Source organism: Enterobacter sp. JBIWA003 (assembly GCF_019968825.1).
Lineage (GTDB): Bacteria > Pseudomonadota > Gammaproteobacteria > Enterobacterales > Enterobacteriaceae > Enterobacter > Enterobacter quasiroggenkampii.
The window spans coordinates 164,360-188,451 of the sequence record NZ_CP074171.1; the positions used below are offsets into that span (position 1 = coordinate 164,360).

The 24,092-nt window shown below is 50.5% G+C and carries 24 protein-coding genes, 8 pseudogenes and 1 other annotated feature; of the genes and pseudogenes, 25 read left to right on the forward strand and 7 right to left on the reverse strand.

The features are described 5' to 3' along the window. The first annotated feature begins 4 nt into the window (after positions 1 to 4). The 6 genes from KGP25_RS25295 (at position 5) to KGP25_RS25320 (ending at position 2,747) form a co-directional block, all read left to right on the forward strand. Entirely contained in the window at positions 5 to 292 is a 288-nt protein-coding gene (locus KGP25_RS25295) for a damage-inducible protein J (protein WP_223540567.1), read from the forward strand. Further along, positions 289 to 594 (forward strand): type II toxin-antitoxin system RelE/ParE family toxin, encoded by a 306-nt coding sequence (locus KGP25_RS25300; protein ID WP_223539163.1) that lies wholly within the window; start codon positions 289 to 291, stop codon positions 592 to 594. Before KGP25_RS25295 ends, KGP25_RS25300 begins: the two co-directional genes overlap by 4 nt. Before the next feature lie 117 nt (positions 595 to 711). Further along, complete coding sequence (locus KGP25_RS25305) at positions 712 to 1,575, forward strand: adhesin (RefSeq protein ID WP_223540630.1); 864 nt, start codon at positions 712 to 714, stop codon at positions 1,573 to 1,575. Continuing rightward, on the forward strand, positions 1,565 to 1,828 hold the full coding sequence (locus KGP25_RS25310) for a hypothetical protein (RefSeq protein WP_223539169.1): 264 nt from the start codon (positions 1,565 to 1,567) through the stop codon (positions 1,826 to 1,828). Before KGP25_RS25305 ends, KGP25_RS25310 begins: the two co-directional genes overlap by 11 nt. Continuing rightward, positions 1,825 to 2,496 (forward strand): adhesin, encoded by a 672-nt coding sequence (locus KGP25_RS25315; RefSeq protein WP_223539168.1) that lies wholly within the window; start codon positions 1,825 to 1,827, stop codon positions 2,494 to 2,496. Before KGP25_RS25310 ends, KGP25_RS25315 begins: the two co-directional genes overlap by 4 nt. Next, positions 2,493 to 2,747: a hypothetical protein gene (locus KGP25_RS25320; protein ID WP_223539167.1), complete on the forward strand. Its 255-nt coding sequence runs from the start codon at positions 2,493 to 2,495 to the stop codon at positions 2,745 to 2,747. The genes KGP25_RS25315 and KGP25_RS25320 overlap by 4 nt, the downstream gene beginning before the upstream one ends. A 1,002-nt stretch (positions 2,748 to 3,749) precedes the next feature. On the opposite strand, the gene KGP25_RS25325 is transcribed toward KGP25_RS25320, so the two are convergent. Beyond that, positions 3,750 to 4,091: a helix-turn-helix transcriptional regulator gene (locus KGP25_RS25325; protein ID WP_345790654.1), complete on the reverse strand. Its 342-nt coding sequence runs from the start codon at positions 4,089 to 4,091 to the stop codon at positions 3,750 to 3,752. Positions 4,092 to 4,223: 132 nt separating this feature from the next. Here KGP25_RS25325 and KGP25_RS25330 point away from each other — a divergent pair, with 132 nt between their 5' ends. The 10 genes from KGP25_RS25330 (at position 4,224) to traM (ending at position 12,888) form a co-directional block, all read left to right on the forward strand. After that, on the forward strand, positions 4,224 to 7,328 hold the full coding sequence (locus KGP25_RS25330) for a CHC2 zinc finger domain-containing protein (protein WP_223539165.1): 3,105 nt from the start codon (positions 4,224 to 4,226) through the stop codon (positions 7,326 to 7,328). Then, positions 7,321 to 8,388, forward strand: a complete 1,068-nt coding sequence (gene xerC, locus KGP25_RS25335; protein ID WP_223539164.1) for a site-specific tyrosine recombinase XerC — start codon at positions 7,321 to 7,323, stop codon at positions 8,386 to 8,388. Before KGP25_RS25330 ends, xerC begins: the two co-directional genes overlap by 8 nt. 10 nt (positions 8,389 to 8,398) lie before the next feature. Next, a complete protein-coding gene (locus tag KGP25_RS25340; protein ID WP_223540567.1) occupies positions 8,399 to 8,686 on the forward strand; it encodes a damage-inducible protein J in 288 nt (95 codons plus the stop codon). Next, positions 8,683 to 8,988: a type II toxin-antitoxin system RelE/ParE family toxin gene (locus KGP25_RS25345; protein WP_223539163.1), complete on the forward strand. Its 306-nt coding sequence runs from the start codon at positions 8,683 to 8,685 to the stop codon at positions 8,986 to 8,988. The genes KGP25_RS25340 and KGP25_RS25345 overlap by 4 nt, the downstream gene beginning before the upstream one ends. 117 nt (positions 8,989 to 9,105) lie before the next feature. After that, positions 9,106 to 9,960 carry a hypothetical protein gene (locus KGP25_RS25350; protein ID WP_223540631.1) on the forward strand — a complete coding sequence of 285 codons (855 nt, stop codon included), beginning with the start codon at positions 9,106 to 9,108 and terminating at the stop codon, positions 9,958 to 9,960. A gap of 428 nt (positions 9,961 to 10,388) precedes the next feature. Continuing rightward, positions 10,389 to 10,886: an adhesin gene (locus KGP25_RS25355; protein WP_223540632.1), complete on the forward strand. Its 498-nt coding sequence runs from the start codon at positions 10,389 to 10,391 to the stop codon at positions 10,884 to 10,886. Next, on the forward strand, positions 10,883 to 11,140 hold the full coding sequence (locus KGP25_RS25360; RefSeq protein ID WP_143345809.1) for a hypothetical protein: 258 nt from the start codon (positions 10,883 to 10,885) through the stop codon (positions 11,138 to 11,140). The genes KGP25_RS25355 and KGP25_RS25360 overlap by 4 nt, the downstream gene beginning before the upstream one ends. A gap of 98 nt (positions 11,141 to 11,238) precedes the next feature. Further along, positions 11,239 to 11,823, forward strand: a complete 585-nt coding sequence (locus tag KGP25_RS25365) for an adhesin (protein WP_143345810.1) — start codon at positions 11,239 to 11,241, stop codon at positions 11,821 to 11,823. Beyond that, positions 11,820 to 12,071, forward strand: coding sequence for a hypothetical protein (locus KGP25_RS25370; protein ID WP_143345811.1), 252 nt, complete (start codon positions 11,820 to 11,822; stop codon positions 12,069 to 12,071). The genes KGP25_RS25365 and KGP25_RS25370 overlap by 4 nt, the downstream gene beginning before the upstream one ends. Before the next feature lie 436 nt (positions 12,072 to 12,507). Then, positions 12,508 to 12,888 carry a conjugal transfer relaxosome DNA-binding protein TraM gene (traM, locus tag KGP25_RS25375; protein WP_123061013.1) on the forward strand — a complete coding sequence of 127 codons (381 nt, stop codon included), beginning with the start codon at positions 12,508 to 12,510 and terminating at the stop codon, positions 12,886 to 12,888. Positions 12,889 to 12,940: 52 nt separating this feature from the next. On the opposite strand, the gene KGP25_RS25380 is transcribed toward traM, so the two are convergent. Together KGP25_RS25380 and KGP25_RS25385 are read right to left on the reverse strand one after the other, a co-directional pair. Continuing rightward, positions 12,941 to 13,462 carry a response regulator gene (locus tag KGP25_RS25380; RefSeq protein WP_172621951.1) on the reverse strand — a complete coding sequence of 174 codons (522 nt, stop codon included), beginning with the start codon at positions 13,460 to 13,462 and terminating at the stop codon, positions 12,941 to 12,943. A 154-nt stretch (positions 13,463 to 13,616) separates the two neighbouring features. Next, complete coding sequence (locus KGP25_RS25385) at positions 13,617 to 13,979, reverse strand: nuclear transport factor 2 family protein (RefSeq protein ID WP_143345813.1); 363 nt, start codon at positions 13,977 to 13,979, stop codon at positions 13,617 to 13,619. A gap of 107 nt (positions 13,980 to 14,086) precedes the next feature. On the opposite strand from KGP25_RS25385, the gene KGP25_RS25390 reads away from it, so the two are divergent. Both KGP25_RS25390 and KGP25_RS25395 read left to right on the forward strand, forming a co-directional pair. Continuing rightward, positions 14,087 to 14,998 carry a LysR substrate-binding domain-containing protein gene (locus tag KGP25_RS25390; protein WP_143345814.1) on the forward strand — a complete coding sequence of 304 codons (912 nt, stop codon included), beginning with the start codon at positions 14,087 to 14,089 and terminating at the stop codon, positions 14,996 to 14,998. Positions 14,999 to 15,052: 54 nt separating this feature from the next. Continuing rightward, positions 15,053 to 15,490: pseudogene (locus tag KGP25_RS25395) on the forward strand (IS66 family transposase zinc-finger binding domain-containing protein); the annotation flags it as partial. Here KGP25_RS25395 and tnpB (KGP25_RS25400) read toward each other — a convergent pair. Further along, positions 15,491 to 15,775, reverse strand: a pseudogene (tnpB, locus tag KGP25_RS25400) (IS66 family insertion sequence element accessory protein TnpB); the annotation flags it as partial. A 168-nt stretch (positions 15,776 to 15,943) separates the two neighbouring features. Here tnpB (KGP25_RS25400) and KGP25_RS25405 point away from each other — a divergent pair. The 6 genes and pseudogenes from KGP25_RS25405 to KGP25_RS25430 form a co-directional block, all read left to right on the forward strand. Next, positions 15,944 to 16,156, forward strand: a pseudogene (locus KGP25_RS25405) (phospholipase D-like domain-containing protein); the annotation flags it as partial. Between the two features lie 699 nt (positions 16,157 to 16,855). Next, positions 16,856 to 18,074 (forward strand): annotated as a pseudogene (locus tag KGP25_RS25410) (IS3 family transposase). Next, positions 17,143 to 17,258, forward strand: a sequence feature (AL1L pseudoknot). Its footprint overlaps the pseudogene before it by 116 nt. 596 nt (positions 18,075 to 18,670) lie before the next feature. Beyond that, entirely contained in the window at positions 18,671 to 19,243 is a 573-nt protein-coding gene (locus KGP25_RS25415; RefSeq protein WP_123061055.1) for a cytochrome b/b6 domain-containing protein, read from the forward strand. A 51-nt stretch (positions 19,244 to 19,294) separates the two neighbouring features. Further along, positions 19,295 to 19,876, forward strand: a complete 582-nt coding sequence (locus KGP25_RS25420; RefSeq protein WP_123061056.1) for a DUF2913 family protein — start codon at positions 19,295 to 19,297, stop codon at positions 19,874 to 19,876. A 155-nt stretch (positions 19,877 to 20,031) separates the two neighbouring features. Next, a pseudogene (gene tnpB / locus KGP25_RS25425) lies at positions 20,032 to 20,253 on the forward strand (IS66 family insertion sequence element accessory protein TnpB); the annotation flags it as partial. A gap of 19 nt (positions 20,254 to 20,272) precedes the next feature. Beyond that, a pseudogene (locus KGP25_RS25430) lies at positions 20,273 to 21,055 on the forward strand (transposase); the annotation flags it as partial. A gap of 394 nt (positions 21,056 to 21,449) precedes the next feature. Here KGP25_RS25430 and KGP25_RS25435 read toward each other — a convergent pair. Beyond that, positions 21,450 to 21,575, reverse strand: a pseudogene (locus KGP25_RS25435) (IS3 family transposase); the annotation flags it as partial. 64 nt (positions 21,576 to 21,639) lie between these two features. On the opposite strand from KGP25_RS25435, the pseudogene KGP25_RS25440 reads away from it, so the two are divergent. Beyond that, positions 21,640 to 21,744: pseudogene (locus KGP25_RS25440) on the forward strand (DUF4113 domain-containing protein); the annotation flags it as partial. An 81-nt stretch (positions 21,745 to 21,825) separates the two neighbouring features. Here KGP25_RS25440 and KGP25_RS25445 read toward each other — a convergent pair. Beyond that, the gene (locus KGP25_RS25445) at positions 21,826 to 22,800 is read right to left on the reverse strand and encodes a ParB family protein (protein WP_172621953.1); all 975 of its coding nucleotides are present in this window, start codon (positions 22,798 to 22,800) and stop codon (positions 21,826 to 21,828) included. After that, positions 22,800 to 24,005 (reverse strand): AAA family ATPase, encoded by a 1,206-nt coding sequence (locus tag KGP25_RS25450; protein ID WP_123061061.1) that lies wholly within the window; start codon positions 24,003 to 24,005, stop codon positions 22,800 to 22,802. The genes KGP25_RS25445 and KGP25_RS25450 overlap by 1 nt, the downstream gene beginning before the upstream one ends. Positions 24,006 to 24,092: the final 87 nt, after the last annotated feature.

A 24,092-nucleotide genomic window follows, 5' to 3' on the forward strand; every position in this document is an offset into this window, starting at 1 on the left:
GGCGATGAGCAGCACTATCCACTTCCGAATCGACGAAGAAACCAAACGCCTGGCGATGCAGGCCGCAGAGCGCCAGCAGATGAGCCTTACAGAGCTGATGCGCCAGCGGGCCGAAGAGCTGGCCGCAGAAGAACGTCGCCATCAGAGCAGCGAGCATGAAGGCTGGCTGGAAACACAGATAGCCCAGGCGTTCAGCCGCCATGATGCAGGTGAAGGCGAGTACATCAGCAACGATGAAATGGAAAAGCGAATGAAGGCGCTGAAACAACAGGCCATGCGGGGTAAGCTGTGAGCATCAGGGTTGAGTGGGAAAAACGCGCACAGCATGACAGAGAAAACCTCTTCCGGTACCTGAACCGCGAGGCGGGGGCAATGGTGGCTATCGCGGCTGACGACCGTCTGGCGGGTATGGTCACTATCCTTGCGGAAAACCCGCTTGCCGGAGTGAAAGCCGGAGGCTCAGAGAAGCAGCGTAAACTGGTGGTGCCGCACTTCCCGTTCATCGTAGTGTATGTGGCAGAAAGCGCTCGTGTGCGCATCCTGCGAGTACTTCACACCTCCCGCAAGATAGCCGGGCAATACAGCCAGAGCTGAGGCCCGCAGAGGCCTCTCCGGCCTTATCCCGGCTGTCCCCGTATAATCCCGCTAACTCCCTGAATAGAATCTCAAAACGGCATAACTCATTACAGCAAAGATGGGTTATGATGCTGCATGCCAAAAAAGCTGACACGTCTGATGAGCCTGTTACTGTGCCTGGTGATCTTCACCGGGGCGGTAGGGTGTTCGGGCGAAAAAGGCGCGTCGGGGCAAAAAGTTGCAGTGCCGGAAGTACAGCGTGCAAAAGCGGCTGTAACTCACGGAAAGGACAGGGAAAAAACGTGTTCATCGCAGCAATGTGTACCGGAACGAGTTGTTGTTGAGAATAACTCGCTCAGCTTTGGTGATGGTTTTGAAAGCAATGCTGCGGCGGCTACATCATGGAACAAGTACGCGGTGGACAATAATCTGACACCGGAACAAAAGCAGGCCGGGCTGGATAAGATAGCGAAAGGTGATATGCCGGACAGCACCAATATCACGAAAGTGATCGTGGATGGCTACCAGGATGGTGTGATGATTGCCGGTGCATGGTATCTGGGGCCTGCTGCGTCAGCAGGTAAAGTTCTTAGTGGCGGGCTTCTTGGACTGGCGGCCAATAGTGGTTATCAGGTCTATGATTTAAACCAGCCGCAGAATGCGAATAAGTCGTGGGACTATCTGGGAAGCGCGACCTCATTTACAACAGGCATGATGGCTCCCGGTCGTGGTGTCCTTGCGAACACAGGTATCGCAATGGGGGGGGCATTCTTTACTGATGGTCCAAATACAGTGTCACTTGCCGGAGCTGCACTCGGCGGGCTGGCCGGTGGTTCATTCGGGAAATTTGCGCCAGTTATTGTGGATAAACAGATTGGTAAAGAGCTTCCCGGATTTGCTTATGACATTGGTGGTTCATTTATATCTGAGTTTACTGGCGGTGCAATAAAAGATGCATTAAAGCCATCTGAAAACAAAGGAGATAAAAATGCTAAGTAACTTATTGAAATCATTTGTTTTGTTTATCTACTGCTTTGTTTTTTTTATGGTGATGGGTTTTTTATTCAGAGCGGCGGTAGCACTATTATCTTATTACAATAATGGATACTTTAACTTTCCTTTATCCGAGGTTCAGAGAGGGGTTGTTTTTTCTTTAATCGCAAGTTGTGCTGTCTGGCTGTATGCTTTATTAAGCAAAATTATTGATTGGTACAACGCCAGAAAAAAAACATCTGACGAGCCGGATAGATGATTTTTGTTGTTGAGAATAACGCGCTCAGCTTTGGTGATGGTTTTGAAAGCAATGCTGCGGCGGCTACATCATGGAACAAGTACGCGGTGGACAATAATCTGACACCGGAACAAAAGCAGGCCGGGCTGGATAAGATAGCGAAAGGAGATATGCCGGACAGCACCAATATCACGAAAGTGATCGTGGATGGCTACCAGGATGGTGTGATGATTGCCGGGGCATGGTATCTGGGGCCTGCTGCGTCAGCAGGTAAAGTTCTTGGTGGCGGGCTTCTTGGACTGGTGGCCAATAGTGGTTATCAGGTCTATGATTTAAACCAGCCGCAGAATGCGAATAAGTCGTGGGACTATCTGGGAAGCGCGACCTCATTTACAACAGGCATGATGGCTCCCGGTCGTGGTGTCCTTGCGAACACAGGTATCGCAATGGGGGGGGCATTCTTTACTGATGGTCCAAATACAGTGTCACTGGCCGGGGCTGGTATTGGTGCTGGTCTGGGTGGGGCATTTGGGAAGTATGCCCCCACAGCCGTGGGGAAAATCTTAGGGAGTGACCCTGTGCCGGGCTTTATTTATGAGCTTGGCGGTGGTGCTGTCTCTGAGTTTACCAATGGAATTATCAAGGATCTCAATAATCCTCAAACTCCTGAAAAAAAGGAGAATAAATGAGAATTTTGTGGAATTATTTAACTCTCCTTCTGTACTGCTGCCTGTTTTTTACAATAGCGTTACTTGGAGTCGGTTTGGTTGTATCTCTGTTTTTTTCTCTCAAAAATGATGGTTTTTTATTCCCAATCAATCAAATAAAAAGGGCTTTTTATTTTGGTGCTATTACCGGGTTTACTGCATGGGTTGGGATTGTTTTTTCTAAATTGATAGCCAGATATAAATCAAAGAAAACACCGCCTAACTCTGAGTGACTTTTGACATAACGCAGACAGTACAGTTGCAGGCATCTGTAGGGTTCCAGACATAACGCAAATTATGCGTGGTTCGTTGTTCTGAACTATGCATAATGTCTGGCATTATATTGAACCGTTGGAGGCTGTTTGCCTGTAGGTGAATGAAAAGAATAATATAATTAAAATTTCCTTCTCCCGGTAATACCTGAACCCATCCCGGCAGGCTATTTCACAATAGCCTGCTTCTCACCTCAAAATCCCCACACCCGTCGCAAGATTGTATCTTGCCTGATTTGTCATTAAAAAAAATGGTTTATGAAACTTTTAAAGTGGTATTTTTTAACCTGGGATGAATTTATGAATCGCTTACGAATCGTACATGAATCGTATCCGATTCGAATCTAGATTCACATGTGATTCACTTCATTTAAATCAGTGACTTAATGCGATTCGAATCCAGATTCGAATCGCCATTTACGTTATATGTGAATCGTCATTCTGGAGCCTGTGAATCGTTAGTGAATCACCATATTTAATTGTGTGAATCGTTTCTGAATCACCACTTCCACGAGGTAAATAAATTTTAAATAAAAGCAAGCACCTACAAAAATAAATTATTTTGTGTAAGTGTGACATGTGTAAATATAATTCATGCGACATGGTGCCTTAAGGTGCTAATCACACCTGCAAGTAACAGGGGAAGCTGCCGAATAAATTTCGGGGGCAACGGGTAAGTAAATAAGCTATGCTGGACATATTACCTGACGCCTCGCGTTGCTCGTTGTCCAACGCTTCACACCGCCAGATTAAAATCTGTCAGTGTTCGTCGTTTTTATTATTGGATATCAGATGTAGCAGGGGAGGGATAAATAGCGGAAGGATCATACTGATGCAGAAGGTTTAAAAGTATTGTTTTTATTACTGTATTAAAAATAAAAAAAGGCACCCCAAACCATGCACAGATCGCGCATGGTTATTTTTTATTAACTGTCTTGTGTGACGGCCTTTTTTAACCGTCGGTCACTTCACTCTTGAAGACCAGCGTTCTGCTTCGTACTTGATGATCATTCCTTCCAGAAGCTGCTTGATAACCTGTTGCTGCTCCGGGGCCATATGCGAAATGGCCTGAAACTGTAACGCCAAATCAGCATCCGGAGCCAGCTCATCAGACTCGAATATCAACGAATCAGTGGTGACGCGTAAGGTCTGTGCAATCTTCTTAATCGCATCCAGCGAAGGCTGGGAGCTTCCAGCCTCATAACGTTTTATCTGTGTGACATGCAGGCCTATAGCATCCGCCAGTGCCTGCTGAGTCAGACCCTTACTCTTGCGGAGATGAATCAGACGATCGGCAACACTCATTGAATTTAACCAATAAGAAAACAATGCAGTCATCATATCCCCCTAAAAATAATCATCTTGACATTGGTAGCATATGGGATACTAAAATAAACCACAACAGAATCTTGACGCATTTTTGCAAGGAGTACGCTTATGGCCCGGATCCCGAAGCATGAACTGGATGAGCTGAAACGCCACGTCTCGCTGCTCACACTGGCCCAGTCGCAGGGCCATAAGCTGAAAAAACATGGGGCAGACAGCTACGTCTGCCTGTGCCCGTTCCATGACGAGAAAACGCCGTCCTGCGTGATCACCCCGGCAAAGGGGCTGTACCACTGCTTCGGCTGCGGGGCCAAAGGCTCGGTTATCGACTGGCAGATGAGCACCACCGGGCAGGGGCTTCGGGAGGCGGTGGCGTTCCTGAAAGCCCGGCTGGCGGGGACTGACGGTAACGCTTCTTCCTTAGCTGTCCCGTCTGTGGAGCCAAAAGCGACGCCAGCGCGTCAGCTGCTCGTCGATCTGGACGTGGACGGTCAGGCACTGTTGCGTCAGGTAACGGACTTCTATCACCGCAATCTGCTGGACAGCCCGGAAGCGCAGGCATGGCTGGCGCACCGTGGCCTGACGCATCCCGAACTGGTGAGTCACTTCCGGCTGGGGTTCGCGGGTACGCACGGTATCAGCGGCGATACGGGGCTGTTGCCTTCAACGACGAGCAAAGAGGGCCGTCGTCTGCGGGAACGTCTGGCCGCGCTGGGTGTGTTGCGTGAGCAGACCCGACAGGATCACTTCCGTGGCTGCGTGACAATGCCTGTAGAGGGATGGTCTGAATCTGCCATCGTGGCGCACCGTGGCAGAATGCTGCAAGTGTACGGACGGCGAACAATGGCCGATAACCAGATCAAGAAAGGATCTTCGCGTCACCTGTATCTGCCGTCGCCGCTGTGTGGCGTATGGAACGAAGCGGCGATGCGGGGTTCCTCAGACATCATCCTGTGTGAATCCCTGATCGACGCGATGACCTTCTGGTGTGCCGGGCTGCGCAACGTCACCACGGCTTACGGGGTGAACGGCTTCACCCCCGACCACCTGACGGCCCTGCGCTACCACGGCGTGAAGCGGGTGCTTATCGCGTATGACCGTGACGAGGCGGGCGACCGTGGCGCAGAGCGTGTGGCAACTGAACTGCTGGCATGTGGGCTGGAGGCGTGGCGGGTGCCGTTCCCGGCGGGGATGGATGCGAATGAATATGCGCTGAAAAGCGGCAGCCCGGAGTCGGCGCTGGGTCTGGCCCTGCAGCAGGCGAAGTGGCTGGGAACGGGTAATGGCCCCGGCGTGGTGTTCAGCCATGAATCCCCGTCTTCGTCAGTAACGGCGGGCATACCGGACAACAGCCCTTCCTTAGCCGTCTCAGCCCCCGCACCGTCAGCGGCCACGACAGACACGGTGGCGCACGAGGTGAGCGCGTCCGGCGACCTGCTGCTGACCTGCGGCCCGCGCGCGTGGCGGGTACGGGGCTGGCAGAAACAGCGTCAGCCGGAGGTGATGAAAGTTAACGTGCAGGTGCGCGACAGCCTGAGCGGGGCGGTCCATGTGGACAGCCTGGATATGTACCATGCCCGGAGCCGGCAGAACTACGTCAGCACGGCGGCAACAGAGCTGGCCTGTGAGCAATCGGTTATCAAACGCGAATGCGGCCGCCTGCTGCTGTTGCTGGAGCAGAAACAGGACGAGGCGCGACAGTCTGAAGCCACCGACAACAGGACCGCCATCACGATGAACGCTGACGATGAAGCGGCGGCGCTGGCACTCCTGAAATCCCCGGACCTTGCGGCGCGTATCACCGATGACCTGGCGGCCTGCGGTGTGGTGGGTGAGTCCACCAATCTGCTGACCGGGTATCTTGCGGCGGTATCGCGCAAGCTGGATAAACCGCTGGCAGTACTTATCCAGTCCTCGTCGGCGGCGGGGAAGTCTTCGCTGATGGATGCGGTGCTGGGGCTGATGCCGGATGAAGAACGGGTGCAGTACAGCGCGATGACGGGCCAGAGCCTGTACTACCTGGGTGAAACCTCGCTGCAACACAAGATACTGGCCATCGCCGAGGAAGAAGGTGTGCGGCAGGCGGCGTATGCGCTGAAGCTGCTGCAGTCAGACGGGTCGCTGACCATCGCCAGCACGGGGAAGAACGAGCAGAGCGGCGAACTGGTGACGCGGGAATACAGCGTTCAGGGTCCGGTGATGCTGATGCTGACGACCACGGCCATCGACGTGGACGAAGAGCTGCTGAACCGCTGCCTGGTGCTGACGGTGAACGAGAGCCGGGAGCAGACGCAGGCGATACACGCGATGCAGCGCCACGGGCAGACGCTGGAGGGTCTGCTGGCGCAGAGTGAGAAACAGTACCTGACGACCCTGCATCAGAACGCCCAGCGGCTGCTGCGGCCGCTGAAAGTAGTGAACCCGTATGCGCACCAGTTAACGTTCCTCAGCGACAAAACCCGCACCCGGCGCGACCATATGAAATACCTGACGCTGATACAGGCGGTGGCGCTGCTGCACCAGTACCAGCGGGAGGTGAAACGTGCGACCCATCGCGGGCAGGTCATCGAGTATACCGAGGTGACAAAAGCCGATATCGCGCTGGCAACCCGGCTGGCGCACGAGGTGCTGGGCCGGACGCTGGATGAAATGCCGCCACAGACGCGCAAACTGCTGTTGCTGATACAGGCGATGGTCAGGGAGATGGCGGGTCGTCAGCAGTGTCTGCCGGGCGAGGTTCGCTTCACCCGCCGTGATATCCGGGCCAGTACCGGGTGGAGCGACAGCCAGCTTAAAAACCACTGTGTGCGCCTGGTGGAAATGGAATACCTGCTGCTGCACGGCGGGAGTCGGGGCCACCTGCTGCACTACGAGCTGCTGTGGGACGGCGACAACACACAGGCCCCGCACCTGTGCGGTCTGCCGGATGTGGGCGAGCTGATAAACGCGGCCTCAAAAACAGAGGGCAGCGAGCGCAAGTCTGCCTCTGATGGCGTAAGGTCTGGTTCAGGTCAGGGTCAGGTCTGCCCGTTGTCTGGTACAGAGCAGACAGCTCCAGGCCTCACGGTGCAAGGCCCGGAGCCACAACCGGACGGGCTGAACGAAAACGCAGTAAAGAGTGATAACCCGCAAGCGCCGCATCACACTACTGCCCCCCATCATCACAGCGATAATCACCACAACAGCGCCTTCGCAGCGGCGGTAACGCATGGCTAACCGAAAACGGCGTGGCAGTCTGCTGACGGTCGATGACGTGTACCGTCAGCCTGTCGGCCCGGCCTCAGACCCGAAGAGCCTGTACGCGCTGCTGCTGCGGTTCGTGGCGTGGCGGCGGGAGCGCAACTGGTCAGAGACGACGCTGAAGGTGCAGACGCACCACAGCTACCGGTTCGTCCAGTGGGCGGCAGAGCGCGGGCTGCACCATCCGGCAGAGGTGACGCGTCCGGTGCTGGAACGCTACCAGCGCCACCTGTACCAGTACCGCAAGCGCAACGGCGAGCCGCTGACCACCCGGACCCAGCGCACGGCGGTGCAGCCCATCCAGGTGTGGTTCCGCTGGATGACGCAGCAGAACCTGATACTGGCGAACCCGGCGGCCGACCTTGAGCTGCCGAGGCTGGAAAAACGCCTGCCGCGCTATATCCTGAGCGTGGACGAGGTGGAGCAGGTGCTGGCGCTGCCTGACCTGAGCACGCCCGGCGGCATCCGTGACCGTGCGCTGATGGAGGTGCTGTGGTCAACGGGCATACGGCGCAGCGAAGCCGCAGGGCTTGAGGTGTTCAGCGTGGATGCAAACCGCCGCATCCTGACCATCGTTCAGGGCAAGGGAAAGCAGGACAGGGTGGTGCCGGTGGGCGAGCGTGCGCTGTGGTGGGTGCAGCGTTACCTGCACCACGTCCGGCCACAGTTACTGGTTAACCCGCACTGTAAGGCGCTGTTCGTGGCCCTTGATGGTGTGGAGGGGCTGACGCCCAACGGGATCACTAACATCGTCAGCCACCATATGAGAGCCTCCGGGCTGGTTGCGCAGGGAAGCTGTCACCTGTTCCGGCACGCGATGGCGACCCAGATGCTGGAAAACGGCGCAGATCTGCGGTGGATACAGGCGATGCTGGGCCATGTCAGCGTGGAATCGACGCAGATATACACGCAGGTGTCGGTGCGGGCGTTACAGGCGGTTCATGCCTCAACCCATCCGGCAGAGCGGGAAGCACGAATCCTGGATGACAACCTTGAGGACAATCATCATAATGACAACACAACTGACACCACGTGAGGTTATGGCGATGAGCAGCACTATCCACTTCCGAATCGACGAAGAAACCAAACGCCTGGCGATGCAGGCCGCAGAGCGCCAGCAGATGAGCCTTACAGAGCTGATGCGCCAGCGGGCCGAAGAGCTGGCCGCAGAAGAACGTCGCCATCAGAGCAGCGAGCATGAAGGCTGGCTGGAAACACAGATAGCCCAGGCGTTCAGCCGCCATGATGCAGGTGAAGGCGAGTACATCAGCAACGATGAAATGGAAAAGCGAATGAAGGCGCTGAAACAACAGGCCATGCGGGGTAAGCTGTGAGCATCAGGGTTGAGTGGGAAAAACGCGCACAGCATGACAGAGAAAACCTCTTCCGGTACCTGAACCGCGAGGCGGGGGCAATGGTGGCTATCGCGGCTGACGACCGTCTGGCGGGTATGGTCACTATCCTTGCGGAAAACCCGCTTGCCGGAGTGAAAGCCGGAGGCTCAGAGAAGCAGCGTAAACTGGTGGTGCCGCACTTCCCGTTCATCGTAGTGTATGTGGCAGAAAGCGCTCGTGTGCGCATCCTGCGAGTACTTCACACCTCCCGCAAGATAGCCGGGCAATACAGCCAGAGCTGAGGCCCGCAGAGGCCTCTCCGGCCTTATCCCGGCTGTCCCCGTATAATCCCGCTAACTCCCTGAATAGAATCTCAAAACGGCATAACTCATTACAGCAAAGATGGGTTATGATGCTGCATGCCAAAAAAGCTGACACGTCTGATGAGCCTGTTACTGTGCCTGGTGATCTTCACCGGGGCGGTAGGGTGTTCGGGCGAAAAAGGCGCGTCGGGGCAAAAAGTTGCAGTGCCGGAAGTACAGCGTGCAAAAGCGGCTGTAACTCACGGAAAGGACAGGGAAAAAACGTGTTCATCGCAGCAATGTGTACCGGAACGAGTTGTTGTTGAGAATAACGCGCTTGGAAGTATTTTAGCTGCCGCAAACGCGAATAAACCAGGTACAACAGAAAACTACGCGTCAGGTACTCAGGCAGCAATTAAAGAGGCTTGTAGTGGAAATACTCCAGTATCCTGTGAAACGGCAATGGCAGCGGTAGGAAGCGCTCTTGCCTGGCCGTTATTGCCCGAGATGGCTGCTACCACTAGTCTGATCGGTGCGAGTGCAAATGCTGGTGTAGGCTTACTGATTAATGGTGAAGTGAATCCGAATGATGTAATCCTTGGTTACTGGACAGGTGCATTGACAGCAGGAACTGGTTTATGGGGCACAATGGCGGTGAATGCTGGTAGTGGAGCCACGTCAAGTTATCTTAAAGGTGATGATCCGCTGAAAGGCGGAGCGATCAGTGGTGTTGCGTCCGGTTTTGGTTATGGTGCCGCTAAACTTGTTGAGGTTCCGTTTGATAAGCTCCTTAACCCAATGAAACCATGGAAAGATTGGCTCTGGACGGATGTCGGAATGGGGATATCGAAGCCTTTACAGTTAGAGCCATTACCTGGGGTTGCTGGAAATATATTTGGTTCAGGTACAACTGAAGTCTCTAATGATCAAGCAGGTAAATGGGTTAAAGATCATTCGGAGAGCAAAAAATGAGGTCTAGCAAATTTAAATACTTATTTGTTTTTTTATATCTCAACTTAGCCTTAATGCTTATTTTCCCATTATGGTTCATGCTTGTGCAAGTTGGAACTGAATTATGTTACTCGCTGTATTATAGTGGGGAGTTTAGTTTCTCAAATATTCATTTTAATAAAACAATAAAAGCGGGTGTATTCTGTGGAGGACTTGCAGGTTCAGGTTGTTGGTGTATCTATTACCAGCACTACAGGAAAAACAAGAACAGATAGGATACAAATCCTAGACCTTGCGGCTGGGGTTAAGTTGAGAATAACGCGCTTGGAAGTATTTTAGCTGCCGCAAACGCGAATAAACCAGGTACAACAGAAAACTACGCGTCAGGTACTCAGGCAGCAATTAAAGAGGCTTGTAGTGGAAATACTCCAGTATCCTGTGAAACGGCAATGGCAGCGGTAGGAAGCGCTCTTGCCTGGCCGTTATTGCCCGAGATGGCTGCTACCACTAGTCTGATCGGTGCGAGTGCAAATGCTGGTGTAGGCTTACTGATTAATGGTGAAGTGAATCCGAATGATGTAATCCTTGGTTACTGGACAGGTGCATTGACAGCAGGAACTGGGTTATGGGGCACAATGGCGGTGAATGCTGGTAGTGGAGCGACATCAAGTTACCTTAAAGGTGATGACCCGTGGAAAGGTGGAGCAATCAGCGGCATAGCATCTGGGTTGGGTTATGGCGCAGGTAAATTGGTTGAATTGCCATTTGATAAAGTCCTTAATCCAATGAAACCATGGAAAGACTGGATCTGGACAGATGTCGGGATGGGAATATCAAAACCACTGCCGATTAATCCAGTGCCCGGCGTTGCTGGCAACATAACTGGTTCAGTCACAACAGAGTATGGCAATGATCAAGCAGGAAAAGCAACGGAGGGGCAGAAATGAAAGTTTCACTCTCAAAATGGCTTTTGATCTTACTCTACTTAGTAATTGCTTTACCTATTGGAATATTTATTACAACGGTTGCCACTCAAGTTGTAATAAAATTGTTTTATTTTATTACTAGCGGATTGTCTGTGGATTTATTATCCATCGATTATGTGAAAATTTTGAAAGGCAGCGTTGTTGGTGGTGTTATTGGAGCTATAGGTTGCTGGTTTGTGTACTACCAGCACTATAGGAAAAACAGACGCAAATAACGCTATCGGAGTGAGTTGTTGTTGAGAATAACGCGCTCAGCTTCGGTGATGGTTTTGAAAGCAATGCTGCGGCGGCTACATCATGGAACAAGTACGCGGTGGACAATAATCTGACACCGGAACAAAAGCAGGCCGGGCTGGATAAGATAGCGAAAGGTGATATGCCGGACAGCACCAATATCACGAAAGTGATCGTGGATGGCTACCAGGATGGTGTGATGATTGCCGGGGCATGGTATCTGGGGCCTGCTGCGTCAGCAGGTAAAGTTCTTGGTGGCGGGCTTCTTGGACTGGCGGCCAATAGTGGTTATCAGGTCTATGATTTAAACCAGCCGCAGAATGCGAATAAGTCGTGGGACTATCTGGGAAGCGCGACCTCATTTACAACAGGCATGATGGCTCCCGGTCGTGGTGTCCTTGCGAACACAGGTATCGCAATGGGTAGGGCATTCTTTACTGATGGTCCAAATACAGTGTCACTGGCCGGGGCTGGTATTGGTGCTGGTCTGGGTGGGGCATTTGGGAAGTATGCGCCAGTTGGCGTAGATAAAGTATTAAACGGGAATAACATTCCTGATTTTGTTTATGATGCTATCGGAGGTGTTGGTAGTGAGTTTATTAACGGATTCTCGAAAGAAGCATTAAACAATCCATCTGAAGAAAAATCAGGGGCTAAAAAATGATTAGTTACTTGAAGCTATTCATCTATGCCTGTGTTTTCTCTATCGGAGTTTGTTTGGTACTGGGTGCAGGGGTAGCATCATTAATTTATTTCAGTAAGGGATATTGGTTTTTCCCTTTACATCAAATCAAAAGAGCTTTGGTTTTTGGAACAATTGCAGGCACGGCGATAACAGTTGCCGCTGTCGTTTTTAAACTAATTGATGTATTTAACGCTCGTAAAAAGACGCCATCAGATCCTAAAGAATAAAATTAATCCCGCCCTTTCGCTGGCGGGATTTTTGCTCACTAATTACTGAATCCTGCCCGGCGGACAATTTTGTCTAAACCTGCTTCTTAACTTCAAAGTCCCACACACCTCGCAAGATTGCATCTTGCCTGGTTTTTCTTTGAAATCATGCTGTTATAGTTTTTTTAAGACTGCAAAGTCATTTGCATCATTGATGCATAGAGTATATATATACTCTATGCAGAGTATAATTAGAGTATATATATACTCTTTTTATACTATACATTTAAAATCAATTATATAGATAGAGTGCACTCTAGAGTATACTCTGGTTTTCCGAGGGGGTGTACTCGTTACTATACTCTGCAAAAATAAATGATATACTCTGAACATACTATGGATAATTTTCCGAATTTATATTTTAATAAGATTCTAAATCTGTAAGGAAAAGCAAAGAATGCCACGGATACAAACATTTGTCAGTAATCAGGTCAGGGAAGAAATAGATGCGATTATTACTGAGCGCAGGCAGGAAGGAGCAACGGAGACTGATGCAACAGTTTCGTCAATAACTTCCATGTTAGTAGAGCTAGGGCTCAGAGTTTATCGTATTCAGAGAGAAAGGAAGGAAGGCGGTTTTAACCAGATGGAGTACAACAAGGTTATGCTGGACAGTTTGGTTAGAGTCAGGGCTATGTGTAGTGAAATTATGAGAATGAATATGCTTAGTGAGGAGTCTGTAGCTAGTGGTAAATTTGACGGACAAACTATTAAGCTATTTATTGATAAGGTTGCTAAAGAAAATGTTGGAATTTTCTTTCCGGATGATGAAGGTTAAGGTTAATAGAATGGAAAGTCCATTGTCAGTTATTGACAATGGACTATGGTATTTATTTTATGATGGCTTTAGATATTACAGAAAGAAGTTCCTCTGAATGCACAGGTTTTGAAATAACTTTAGTGTTCATTACTTTAAATTTTTCTGCGTAAGCACTTATGAAAACGAAGGGGGTTCTCATGTTAGGGCCTTCATTATCTCTTATATGTTTAAGTAATTGATCGCCGGTAATGACTGGCATTTGCAAATCACATAAAATTATATCATATGGTTTTCTTGCAAGCTTTTCTAGTGCTCGAGTAGGGGAGGTTGATGTTTCACATATATGGTCATAGGTTGATAACATTTCAGCTATTGTAAAACATGATAGTTCATTATCATCTATAACAATGATGTTTAGGTTGGCTGGCACTGGATAATCTATTTGTTTAAGTGAAGTGTTTTGAAGATCAACTGATTGTTCAACAATGACTGGTAATTTTACAATCAACTCACTGCCTATCCCCTCTTCACTTTTTACTTCAATTTCGCCTTTTAAGGCTTTCACAAGCCCGTCAACAATTGCAAGACCCATTCCGAAGCTAGGAATTTTAACTTCACAGGGCGATAACATCGACAGGATAATGGAGTCGTTTGAAGGCTTTTCGGATCAGAGACATGACTGGTTACTTGAGAAAATAAGGGGGATTTTGCCAGCCCCCTCCCTTAATGCAACAGAACCTATGTTATTACTCCACTCGATAGAAGAGCTTCGACACAATTTGCCACTGCCCGTCAACTTTCATAAGATTCAAATAATCGATCATAATATTGTCGAACAAACGTAAGCGGACCTTAGCCAGTGCCATATCCGATGCCAGAACATCGATCATTAACACTTCATCAGAACGTGGAAATCCACCTTCTTCCGGTGATTTTCGTCCTTTAACCATTTTCCGGTATTCGGATAATGGACGTACTATTGTGTTACCTTGTTGCTGTGAATAGAGCACACAATCACGGTGGAACACCCGATCAAATAGCGATAGATCCTGATGTTGAAGCACATCAAAGTATGAACCAAGAAACTCCTGAATTTCTTTAATAACCATTTATATAATTCCTCTGACATGAAAGAATTGCAATGCCACCAAAGTATAGCTTTGCGGCCTAGAACTATGTGTGACATATTTTCTTTTACGCGGTTAGGAAAACTAACATGAAATCAAAACTCCCTCCTTTAACGGCACTTCGTGCCTTCGTTGCTTTAGCACGTCTGGGCTCGGTTGGTGCTGTTGCTGATGAATTACATGTGACACACAGTGCGATCAGTCACCAGATGCACGCCCTTGAAAATTATCTTGGTATATCACTGGTAAACCGTACCGGCCGCCGGACTATCCTCACTGATGAGGGGCGAGTTTATGCGTACCAGATTAGTCAAGCACTGGAGAATATTGTCTCTGCCACCGAGCACCTTCGATACCAAGTAGGTAGCCAGTATTTGAGGATATCTGTCTTACCCTCCTTTGCCATGCACTGGTTAGTACCTAGGTTGTCTGACTGGCTAGCCTGCAACCCCACTATTACTCTCAATCTTGAGGCGTCGACGGATCTGACCGACTTTGATACTGGGCCAGCAGATTGTGCAATTCGCTTCGGACACGGTGAATGGCCAAATATGCATATCCACCGACTTATGGGGGATTCATTGTTGCTGGTTGCTGCTCCGCGGCTATTCTCTACTGGTGGGCTGCAAACTGTGGAAGAAGTCCTTGCATTTCCTAGGTTACAAGCCACCGAGAGTTGGTCAACATGGTTGTCCGGAAGAACAGAGGCGTGTACGTTTGACGCCCTCCCACCTTCATTACTTTTCAGCGATTCGACACACATGCTGGAAGCTGCAAGAACAGGAATGGGCATAGCACTCACCCGCCGCTCAATTGCTTCAGGTCTGCTAGAACGTGGAGAACTTGTTCAGGTAACAGCTATCGAAGCTACACACACATTCAGCTACTATCTAGTCTGGCCTCACCGCTCACACAATTGGGGCACTCTGGAGCGTTTTTCTAAATGGCTTGACGATCAGGCAAAGAATTTTGTGGACCACTTCACTGCGGCAAACGACTGAATAGCCAAGGTATCTGAAATTTCTTTTTCCCATTGAGGCACCAGTTAGAGAATCCAAACAGAGAAACGGCTGGCAGAGCTGGAAAACCGTCTGGAGGCGGCCAAAAACTGCCTGAACGACGACAAACCGGTCCTGGATGCGCCAACAGATGCTGAGGTTGCGCCACAAACGACGCCAGGAAAAACCGCCCGCAACACCACCCGAAAACCGCTGCCAGCCGACCTGCCACGGGAAACGCAGACTCTCCTGCCAGCGGACAGCGTCTGCCCGTCCTGTGGTGGAGAACTGAAGGTGATGGGAGAAACTCTCTCTGAACAACTGGAAATCATCAATACCGCCTTTAAAGTTATCGAAACGGTCCGGCCAAAACTGGCGTGCAGCCGGTGCGACGTGATCGTGCAGGCACCGCTCCCGGCCAAACCAGTAGAAGGCAGTCGTGTGGGCAGCAGCGTGCTGGCCCGTATCCTGGTTGGAAAATATGCAGAACACATGCATCGCCAGTTGCGCCGGTGTCAGGAACACTTTGCCATCGCGGGCTGACGGCCAGGCGAAGCGGCCGCGCTCCAGCCGTTTGGTCAGCAGGCACAGCCCGTCACCGGTAGACCACAGCAGTTTGATCTGATTGCCGCTGCGGCCCCGGAAGATGAAGACGTGGCCGGACATCGGATCGTCTTTCAGCGTCGTCTGCACCTTTGCAGCGAGACCATTGAAGCCGTTACGCATGTCGGTGATACCGGCAACCAGCCATATTTTGGTGCCTGTTGGTAACGGGATCACCGTTTGAGCTCCTGTATCAGCAGGGTCAGGAGCTTTTCGCTGACAGTGCCATTGAGACGGAGCGTTCCGTGCCGGAACGTTACCTCACAGCTGATACTGAGGGTTTCCGGGGCCTCCACGAGTGGCTCTGACTGTACGGCAGCTGCATCGAGAGTCACAGGAAGTACGGCGCTTGTCCGGGCAAAAAGGCGCGGTGTGGATGTGGCCGTGGTGCTGGACTGGAAATCAAATGCCGGAAAGAACAACAACGCGAGTAAGGCCGCGATGAACCTTCTGGCTGGTGCGGGCATTCCGGTTCGTACAGTCAGTACTTACAAAATTCTCCATGACAAAGTGATCGTCGCTGACGGGCGCAACACCCAGGTCGGCTCCTTTAACTTCGTGCGACACGTACACGCCTAACAAACGTGACTGTCTGATTTATCATTGTTAAACCAATAGCTTATTGAGCATTGTTAGTTAACCAGTTGTGCGACCAACTGTAGCCTAAGAGGACAGGCAGTGCTGGTAACGGAACTGTCTGGAGCTCCTCTGACAACGTACTCCCCTGGCAGGGTGCCTCATCATTGTGAAATGTGGGGCAGAAGCTCTCAGCCGAAAGAGGGCCAAGAGGCAAGGCTGGTCGGTATGGGCAACATGAGTGAATTGCTGATAAATGTCGTCAACGAAGAAGATGCCAAACGGCTGACAGGCATTAACCAAAAGGTAAAGGTGGCTGGATGTTTCATTGTAGTTTTGGGACACGTCGCCAGAACAGCCCCCGGCAGATAGGCAAGCCCATCAGAAACGTGGTAAGCCCGTATTGCTGCCCTAAGGGCAGGCAAATCGTAAGAGACGCTGTTGGCAGTGCGGGTAGAGGAGGATGGAAAAAGCGAATGCGTGACTGTAATGGTGACGATAGGGGTTCAGACTTTGCCCTGACGCTAAAGCGTGCCCACTTCCATCTGGTCTTTCATTGCAAAACTATTGGTTAACTTCTCAAATAAGGGAGAGCAGCATGGTAGCGTCCGTCAAAACATACGGATTGAACCGCACCGGGTTTCCGGGAGACTAAACTCTCAGTGAAAAAGGAGATCCGACATGGCATCAAAATCAGCAAACCGTTACTCCCCGGAATTTCGTGAACGGGCAGTCAGAATGTTGCTGGACCAGCGTGATGAGTACCGTTCTGAACACGCGGCTATCCATTCTCTTGCCCCTAAAATAGGCTGCAGCACCGACACCCTGCGCACCTGGCTTCGTCAGCATGAGCGGGATGCAGGCGGAGGTGACGGTGGACTTTCCACCTCTGAGCGCGAACGTCTCAAGGAGCTGGAGCGGGAAGTCCGGGAACTGCGGCGCAGCAACGATATCCTGCGGCAGGCTTCCGCTTATTTTGCGAAGGCGGAGTTCGACCGTCTGTGGAAAAATAATACCGCTGCTGGATACCCTCAGCAGGAGCCACGGGGTCGGACCGGTATGCCATGAGCTGGATATCGCCCCGTCGACATATTACCGGCACCAGGAGCAGCGTCAGCATCCGGAGAAGCGTAGCCTGCGGCAGCAACGTGACGACCAGCTGAAAGTGGAGATACAGCGCGTGTACGACGAAAACTACAGCGTCTATGGTGTTCGCAAGGTCTGGCGTCAGTTGCAGCGGGAAGGCTTCAGCGTGGCCAGATGCACCATCGCGCGGCTGATGAAGGCTATGGGGCTGGCCGGTGTGCTCCGTGGTAAAAAAGTGCGCACGACAGTCGGTCGTAAAACGCAGGCCGCTCATGACAGGGTCAATCGCCAGTTCGTCGCTGCCCGTCCCAACCAGCTTTGGGTGGCAGATTTTACGTATGCCAGCACCTGGCAGGGCTTCGCGTACGTGGCGTTCATCATCGATGTGTTCGCCGGCGTCATCGTGGGCTGGCAGGTGTCATCCTCGATGGAGACGACATTCGTGCTGGATGCGCTGGAGCAGGCGCTGTGGGCCCGTCGTCCGTCAGGCACAATCCATCACAGCGATAAGGGATCGCAATATGTGTCGCTGGCGTACACGCAGCGGCTACAGGAGGCGGAACTGCTGGCCTCAACGGGCAGCACGGGGGACTCCTACGACAATGCAATGGCGGAGAGCATCAATGGCCTGTACAAAGCGGAGGTGATACACCGACAGAGCTGGAAAAACCGTACAGAGGTTGAGCTGGCGACGCTGACATGGGTGGAGTGGTACAACAATCGTCGGCTGCTTGGGCGACTCGGCCACATACCACCTGCTGAAGCAGAACAGGCATATTATGCTTCCATCGGAGAAAAGGCTCTGGCAGCCTGAGTTCCCGGACTAAACTCTCTCCCACAAAACCGGGGCGGTTCAGTTTTTAACCCACAAACTCTGTGGATAACTCTGCAAGAAAGCAGGGGACAGTTCCCTGTCTTTGCCCTAATCTCAATGCAAAACATCAAACGCTCAATTTTCAACCATCGGCGAGAAAGTGCCATATGACAGATCAGCTCCCTTCTGCTTCCTCGAATGGACATACTCACGGATTTTCCGCTCCCTAATCCATTCTTGCGTCGAGCTGTGAGAGGGCTATATATCTTCGCTTCACGTTGCGTAGAATGCGCTGTGAGAAATTTTCTATTTTCTGAGGTGACCCCTCATTGTTAATGCTCTTAACGTGACTTTTCGCGCCATTGAGCGTCATACCCCGATTATGGATTTACACGGCGAGGAATGTTAACAGCCACAGGCTATCACGTTGGTAGCTGCGACATTCAGAGAATGTACAATATTACGTATTGGATGGCTCCTCCATGTCGTTATGACATAAAAGCTGATATATTTATATCTGTAATACCTTTTGTATATCCGAAATTAATCATAAACAAAAACATTAAATTTTTAAGAATAAAAGCAGGTAAATCAAGATGATTAAAAAAATATGGGGTTTGCTTCCTCATAGCAGCTTTCCAGGCTTTCGTCTTCTGCATATTTTCATTGCTCTTTTGATTCTTTCCCAGATTATTAACTCAAATATGACAAGCACTGATGCCCTGGAGCAGACTGGAATTGATAATATCGTCACGTGGTTTCATATTATCTCAGGCCTAAGTCTGATTATTCTGGGTACTGTATTGTTTTCCTGGATGTTACTGAAGAGAGGTGTTCGTTATTATTACTGCTGGCTTTTCATGGATTTTACCGGAATTAAGAAAGATCTGCTTACATTGAGGGAAAAGAGTCTTCCTGACGCTCACTCAGGGGGAATTGCAGCTACTGTGCAGGGACTTGGCGTGCTGGCACTGCTGGGCGTTACTCTTTCAGGTGCATCATGGTTTTTATCTGACTATTTTTATCTCTTTTCTGGTGTTAACACAGAAATAATGATTGGATTACATAAATTTCTGACCAGTTTCATTGAGATTTATTTTTTTGCTCACGGAGCTATGGGACTACTTCATATGATAATGAGCTACTTTTCTCTGCCAGATACAGAATAACAAAGACCCCAGCAGCCGGGTTGTAAGAATATCTCAGCAGGGGATATATTTATGAGAAACATGGAAAAAACGGGCCATCTGGCATGGTGCGCTCTTGTTGCCCTGCACACGGCGCGGGAAGACGGACTGGTACTGTCAGAGTCGCAGGAAAACCTGTTTATCAACCGCTGGTTTGCGCAGGCGAAAAAACAGCGCCGCTTCCCGCGTGACGTGGCCACGGATATTGACTGGATACTGGATCAGGGGCGAAGACTTGGCGTTCGGGCAGGGTTACGGCATAAGCTCGATTATCTCTGGCGCAGCTGTACGGGCGAACTGTCAGAGCAGAACGACCTCTTTCGCCTGACATACGCCCTGGAGCTGGCGAAGCAGTATGACTGGGTGTATCACGTCCTCAGCGACAGTGAGTGGAGCGGCCGGCGTCAGATTCAGCCATCAGCGTCGGTAAACAGCATCTTTCTGCTGAAAAGCGCGCTGGAAATCGGTTTTAATGATGACGGGAAGCAGGTTATGCCGGTTCCGGCGAGAATTGGCGGCAGGGCTGGCGGACTGAATACGCTGCTGAAAAGCTGTGGTTGGGAGGCCGTCAGCAACGACACCCAGTGGATACTGATGGCCATCCGCACCGGCTGAAACGCACCGGATTTTAATCAGTTATTCTGTACACCTCTCCCCCTGACACTTTTTTCTCCCGGATTTCTGGAGCGGTTCAAAACCTGTGTCTGAAACTCCTCCTGCAATACTGTTAGTGCCAATGATATAAGACTGTCATGGCCATAAATCTTGGCATTGACATCTTCCAGGGACACCGTGGTGATATGGTGAAGCTGTTGTGGTCAGATGAGGATGGTCTGTGCCTGTTCATCAAACGACTGGAGCGCTGACACTTCACCTGGCCCGTTGTCAGCGACGGGAAGCTCCACCTGACCCCGGCGCAACTGGCTATGCTGCTGGAAGGCCTGAACTGGAAACATCCGCAGTCATCACAACGTCCTGGCCTGCGGGTGTAACCTGTTGTAATGTCGTGGTATGGAAAATGAACTTCCTGACGACATCGACCAGCTGAAGGTCATGCTACGTAAACAACAGACCCTGTTGCGCCAGTATGCAGGACAGGTTGCGGGTTACGAGCTGGAAATAAACCGCCTGAAAGCACAGCTGGATAAACTACGACGAATGCTGTTCGGTCAGAGTTCGGAAAAGAGCCGTAATAAGCTGGAAAACAAAATCCGTCAGGCAGAGAAACGGTTGTCAGAGCTTGATACCCGTCTGGAGGCGGCCAAAACTGCCTGAACGACGACAAACCGGTCCTGGATGCGCCAACAGATGCTGAGGTTGCACCACAAACGACGCCAGGAAAAACCGCCCGCAACACCACCCGAAAACCGCTGCCAGCCGACCTGCCACGGGAAACGCAGATTCTCCTGCCAGCGGACAGCGTCTGCCCGTCCTGTGGTGGAGAACTGAAGGGGAGAAAATCTCTCTGAACAACTGGAAATCATCAATACCGCCTTTAAAGTTATCGAAACGGTCCGGCCAAAACTGGCGTGCAGCCGGTGCGACGTGATCGTGCAGGCACCGCTCCCGTCCAAACCAGTAGAAGGCAGTCGTGTGGGCAGCAGCCTGCTGGCCCGTATCCTGGTCGGAAAATATGTGGAGCACACGCCGCTGTACCGACACTTTGAAATCTACACCCGTCATGGGCTGGTGCTGAGCCGTAACACGATGGTCCGCTGGGTCGCGATGATGGGCAACCGGCTTCGTCCGCTGTATGAGGCACTCCAGGCTTGCAAAGTGCATACCGATGATAGTGTGACACGAAGGACGGAACCGGGAAGGCTCCGTCCATGCTGTGTCTGAGATGGAAGATGGCCTTCCGTATTCGCCTTACAGGAGGATGATACAAACCACCTCAGACTGTTGTGGTAAAGAGCCACAGCAGGAAGCGCTGGGGAAAAGGCGGCAAGAAGCCGTCAGGTAGGAGCAGAGAAGATGAACGCGAGTGAACCACTGGACAAGTGTCGTTACGTGTAAGCGTTGTCAAAACCGGGTTCTTGTCGTTACCCCGGGATAAGGATGGTGGAAACCTGTTTACTGACCATCCGGCAACCGGCATTGAGGTGGCATGATCTCTGCTCAGGCTCAGATACGGAACGTGTGAACCTGAACCGCCCCGGTTTTCCGGGAGAGTATTTTGGTTGGGAACTCAGGCTGCCAGATCCTTATTCCCGATGGAAGCATAATATGCCTGTTCGGCTTCTGTCGGTGGGATATGCCCCAGCCTTTCCAGCAACCGGCGATTGTTGTACCAGTCCACCCACGCCAGCGTCGCCTGCCCGACTGTGTCGTCTTCCCCACGCACGTGTGGGTGTTTCCTTAGCCAGCTCTACCGGAGGTTCGCCGGTCGGGGGATTGCCCCCGAGTGGTAGATTAAAAGGGAACTACTTTCGCCAGCTTACACGACACGCTGGGCGGATATTTCTGCAGCAAAATTGACTTGAAATTGTGGAGATTTCACCTTGAAATTATCAAAATAAATAACTTAATTACAATAAGTTAGATATGAAATCGCCGTGGCGAAATTATTGACTCAAATTTCTATCAAGGACCTCGTTAATAGCTTTGTCCAGTTCATCCTGAACCACTTTTGGCATACGGCTAAACTCATAAGTCAGCGTACGCCCTTTCACACGTTTGCGCGCGAACTTGTCTTTTTCGTTAAAGGTCCAGAGTGCGGAAATTACTGACTTTTCCTTAGGAGGCGGAGCTATCAATGCCTGAGAGGCCTGGAAAATCAATTTCAGTATACTGACTTTCTTTTCGTCTTCTGGTCGCTCGTAGTCACTCAAAATTGCATCATGCTGATCTGAGACAGACTGAATGAGCCCTTCAGACGTTAAGCCCTTTTCACTGAGTTTTTCATTAACCTCTAACAGAATTTTATAGTCACTAAACGACAGCTCAGACTGAACTGGGAACAGAGAAATCAATTCTTGCGGTACTGCTGCCGCCTGCAGTGCCCTGGTGACCTTAGCCTGGGATAACCCCTCCAGTTCAGCAATTTCCTTTTGATTGAATCCAGACTCTTTCAGAGCCATCAATCTTAAGCCGATCTCCCGAAGATTATGCTCTTTAGCTGTCTGGATATCTTTAGCTAGCTGGCGAGCTTCATCAGCTGATAAAAGTTCATCGGTAACCATTACATCAAGCCCTGTACGGATATAAATCGCTGAGGCTCGCCGTCTTGAACCATCCAGTATCTCAATCCTTTCACCTTGCTTAATTCCAATACAGGGAAAGAACTGCTGAAACTTAATCGTCTGGATAATAGATTTAAGGGACTCCCTGGTCAGAGCAAGTTGATCTCTTCCGTTGGTTTCTTGGTTTACGAATGTCTTACTTTCAACGTCCGATGCAGGTACCCGAACAAACCTGAACGTTATCTTCCTGCCGGTTTTTAGGGTAAATACCTGACTTCTTTGGGTGTCAGTCATCTCGACCATTGACGCCTGGGTATTTAACTGTCTACCAATGGTTTTCCTTTTCTCATTCGACATCACATACCTCCGTTAGTACGAATGAACTCAATGCGATCAAATACGGCCTTCGCAAAGTCTTCCGCTGCAGATTTTGCGCTTTTAAGCGCCTCTGCGCTTCCATCATAGGTTGCTGGATTTGCGGAGATAACTGTGTCAAAAGTCTCCCCGCAGCGCTCGAAGCCATCCAGCCTCGGCAGAACCATGTCGAGCATATCGGCACCGAATACCTCTTTAGCCTGACTATGGCAAATTTTGTGATCAGACTTGTTCAGGATTTTGGACATAAAACCGACATTTCCGATGAGATTGCAGGTGTGTCCATCCTGTTCGATCGAATCAATAAGCGCAGGAAGGCTGGCTACAAACTTCAGGGAAGAATGAAAATCAACCGTTGCCGGAGGAAGAGGGGTCAACATCAGGTCTGCCGCTCCGATACAGTTTTTCAGGAACGCATCGAGGTGAGGACCACTATCAAGGAAGATAAAGTCGTAGTCATACCGGAGCTTGTCGATAAGGTTCTCTTTAAGCACTGCATGAATATTTTGCCCGGGCAGATGTTCCTCACACAATCCCTTCCAGCCTTCAGCAAGGAATGCATCGTCAATGGAAGCGGGAATAACATCAACGCCCGGGATAATTGACGGCACGATGAAATCGGACAGTAATTCCTCACGAGACACGTTCTGGAGCATGGCCTGAGCAGCCGTATTTTCAACCAGGCCCACTGAATTCTCATGGCTCAGGAACATTGTCAGAGATGCCTGCGGATCGAAATCGATGGCCAGAATACGCATGTCTTCGAACAGAAGCTGAGGATGAGCCCGAAAAGCATGGGATAATGAAGCGGTAGAAACTGTCTTGGAACCGCCACCTTTAAGGTTACATACAAAAATAGTGAAGGCTTTATCGAATCGATCTCTGTACTTGGGGACTTTTCGATGGAAATACAGATCGATGACGTTCTGAATCGTCATCGCGTACTTCATCGTATTGCCGGAAGGTTTCTTTTTAAAAATGTAGCCACTTGCTTCCATTTCGGCTACAGCATACTCAACACTCCCTTTGCTGAGCTTAGGCAGCTTATACAGGGCAGCTTTGCTGTATTCCTGATAGAACTCAGTAAGCTTCAATTCCTCTTTTTGCTGGCGGATACTTTCGCTCAAGGATGTCAGAAGTTTACCTGCACGTGTAGCTACTTTCCGTAACTGCTCAATATTTTCCATTTATCACCTCATGACATTTTTTGTTATTTTGAGCAAAAAACATCATGTTACAAGGAAAAAATCATAATATTTTGATTTTGCTCTCAA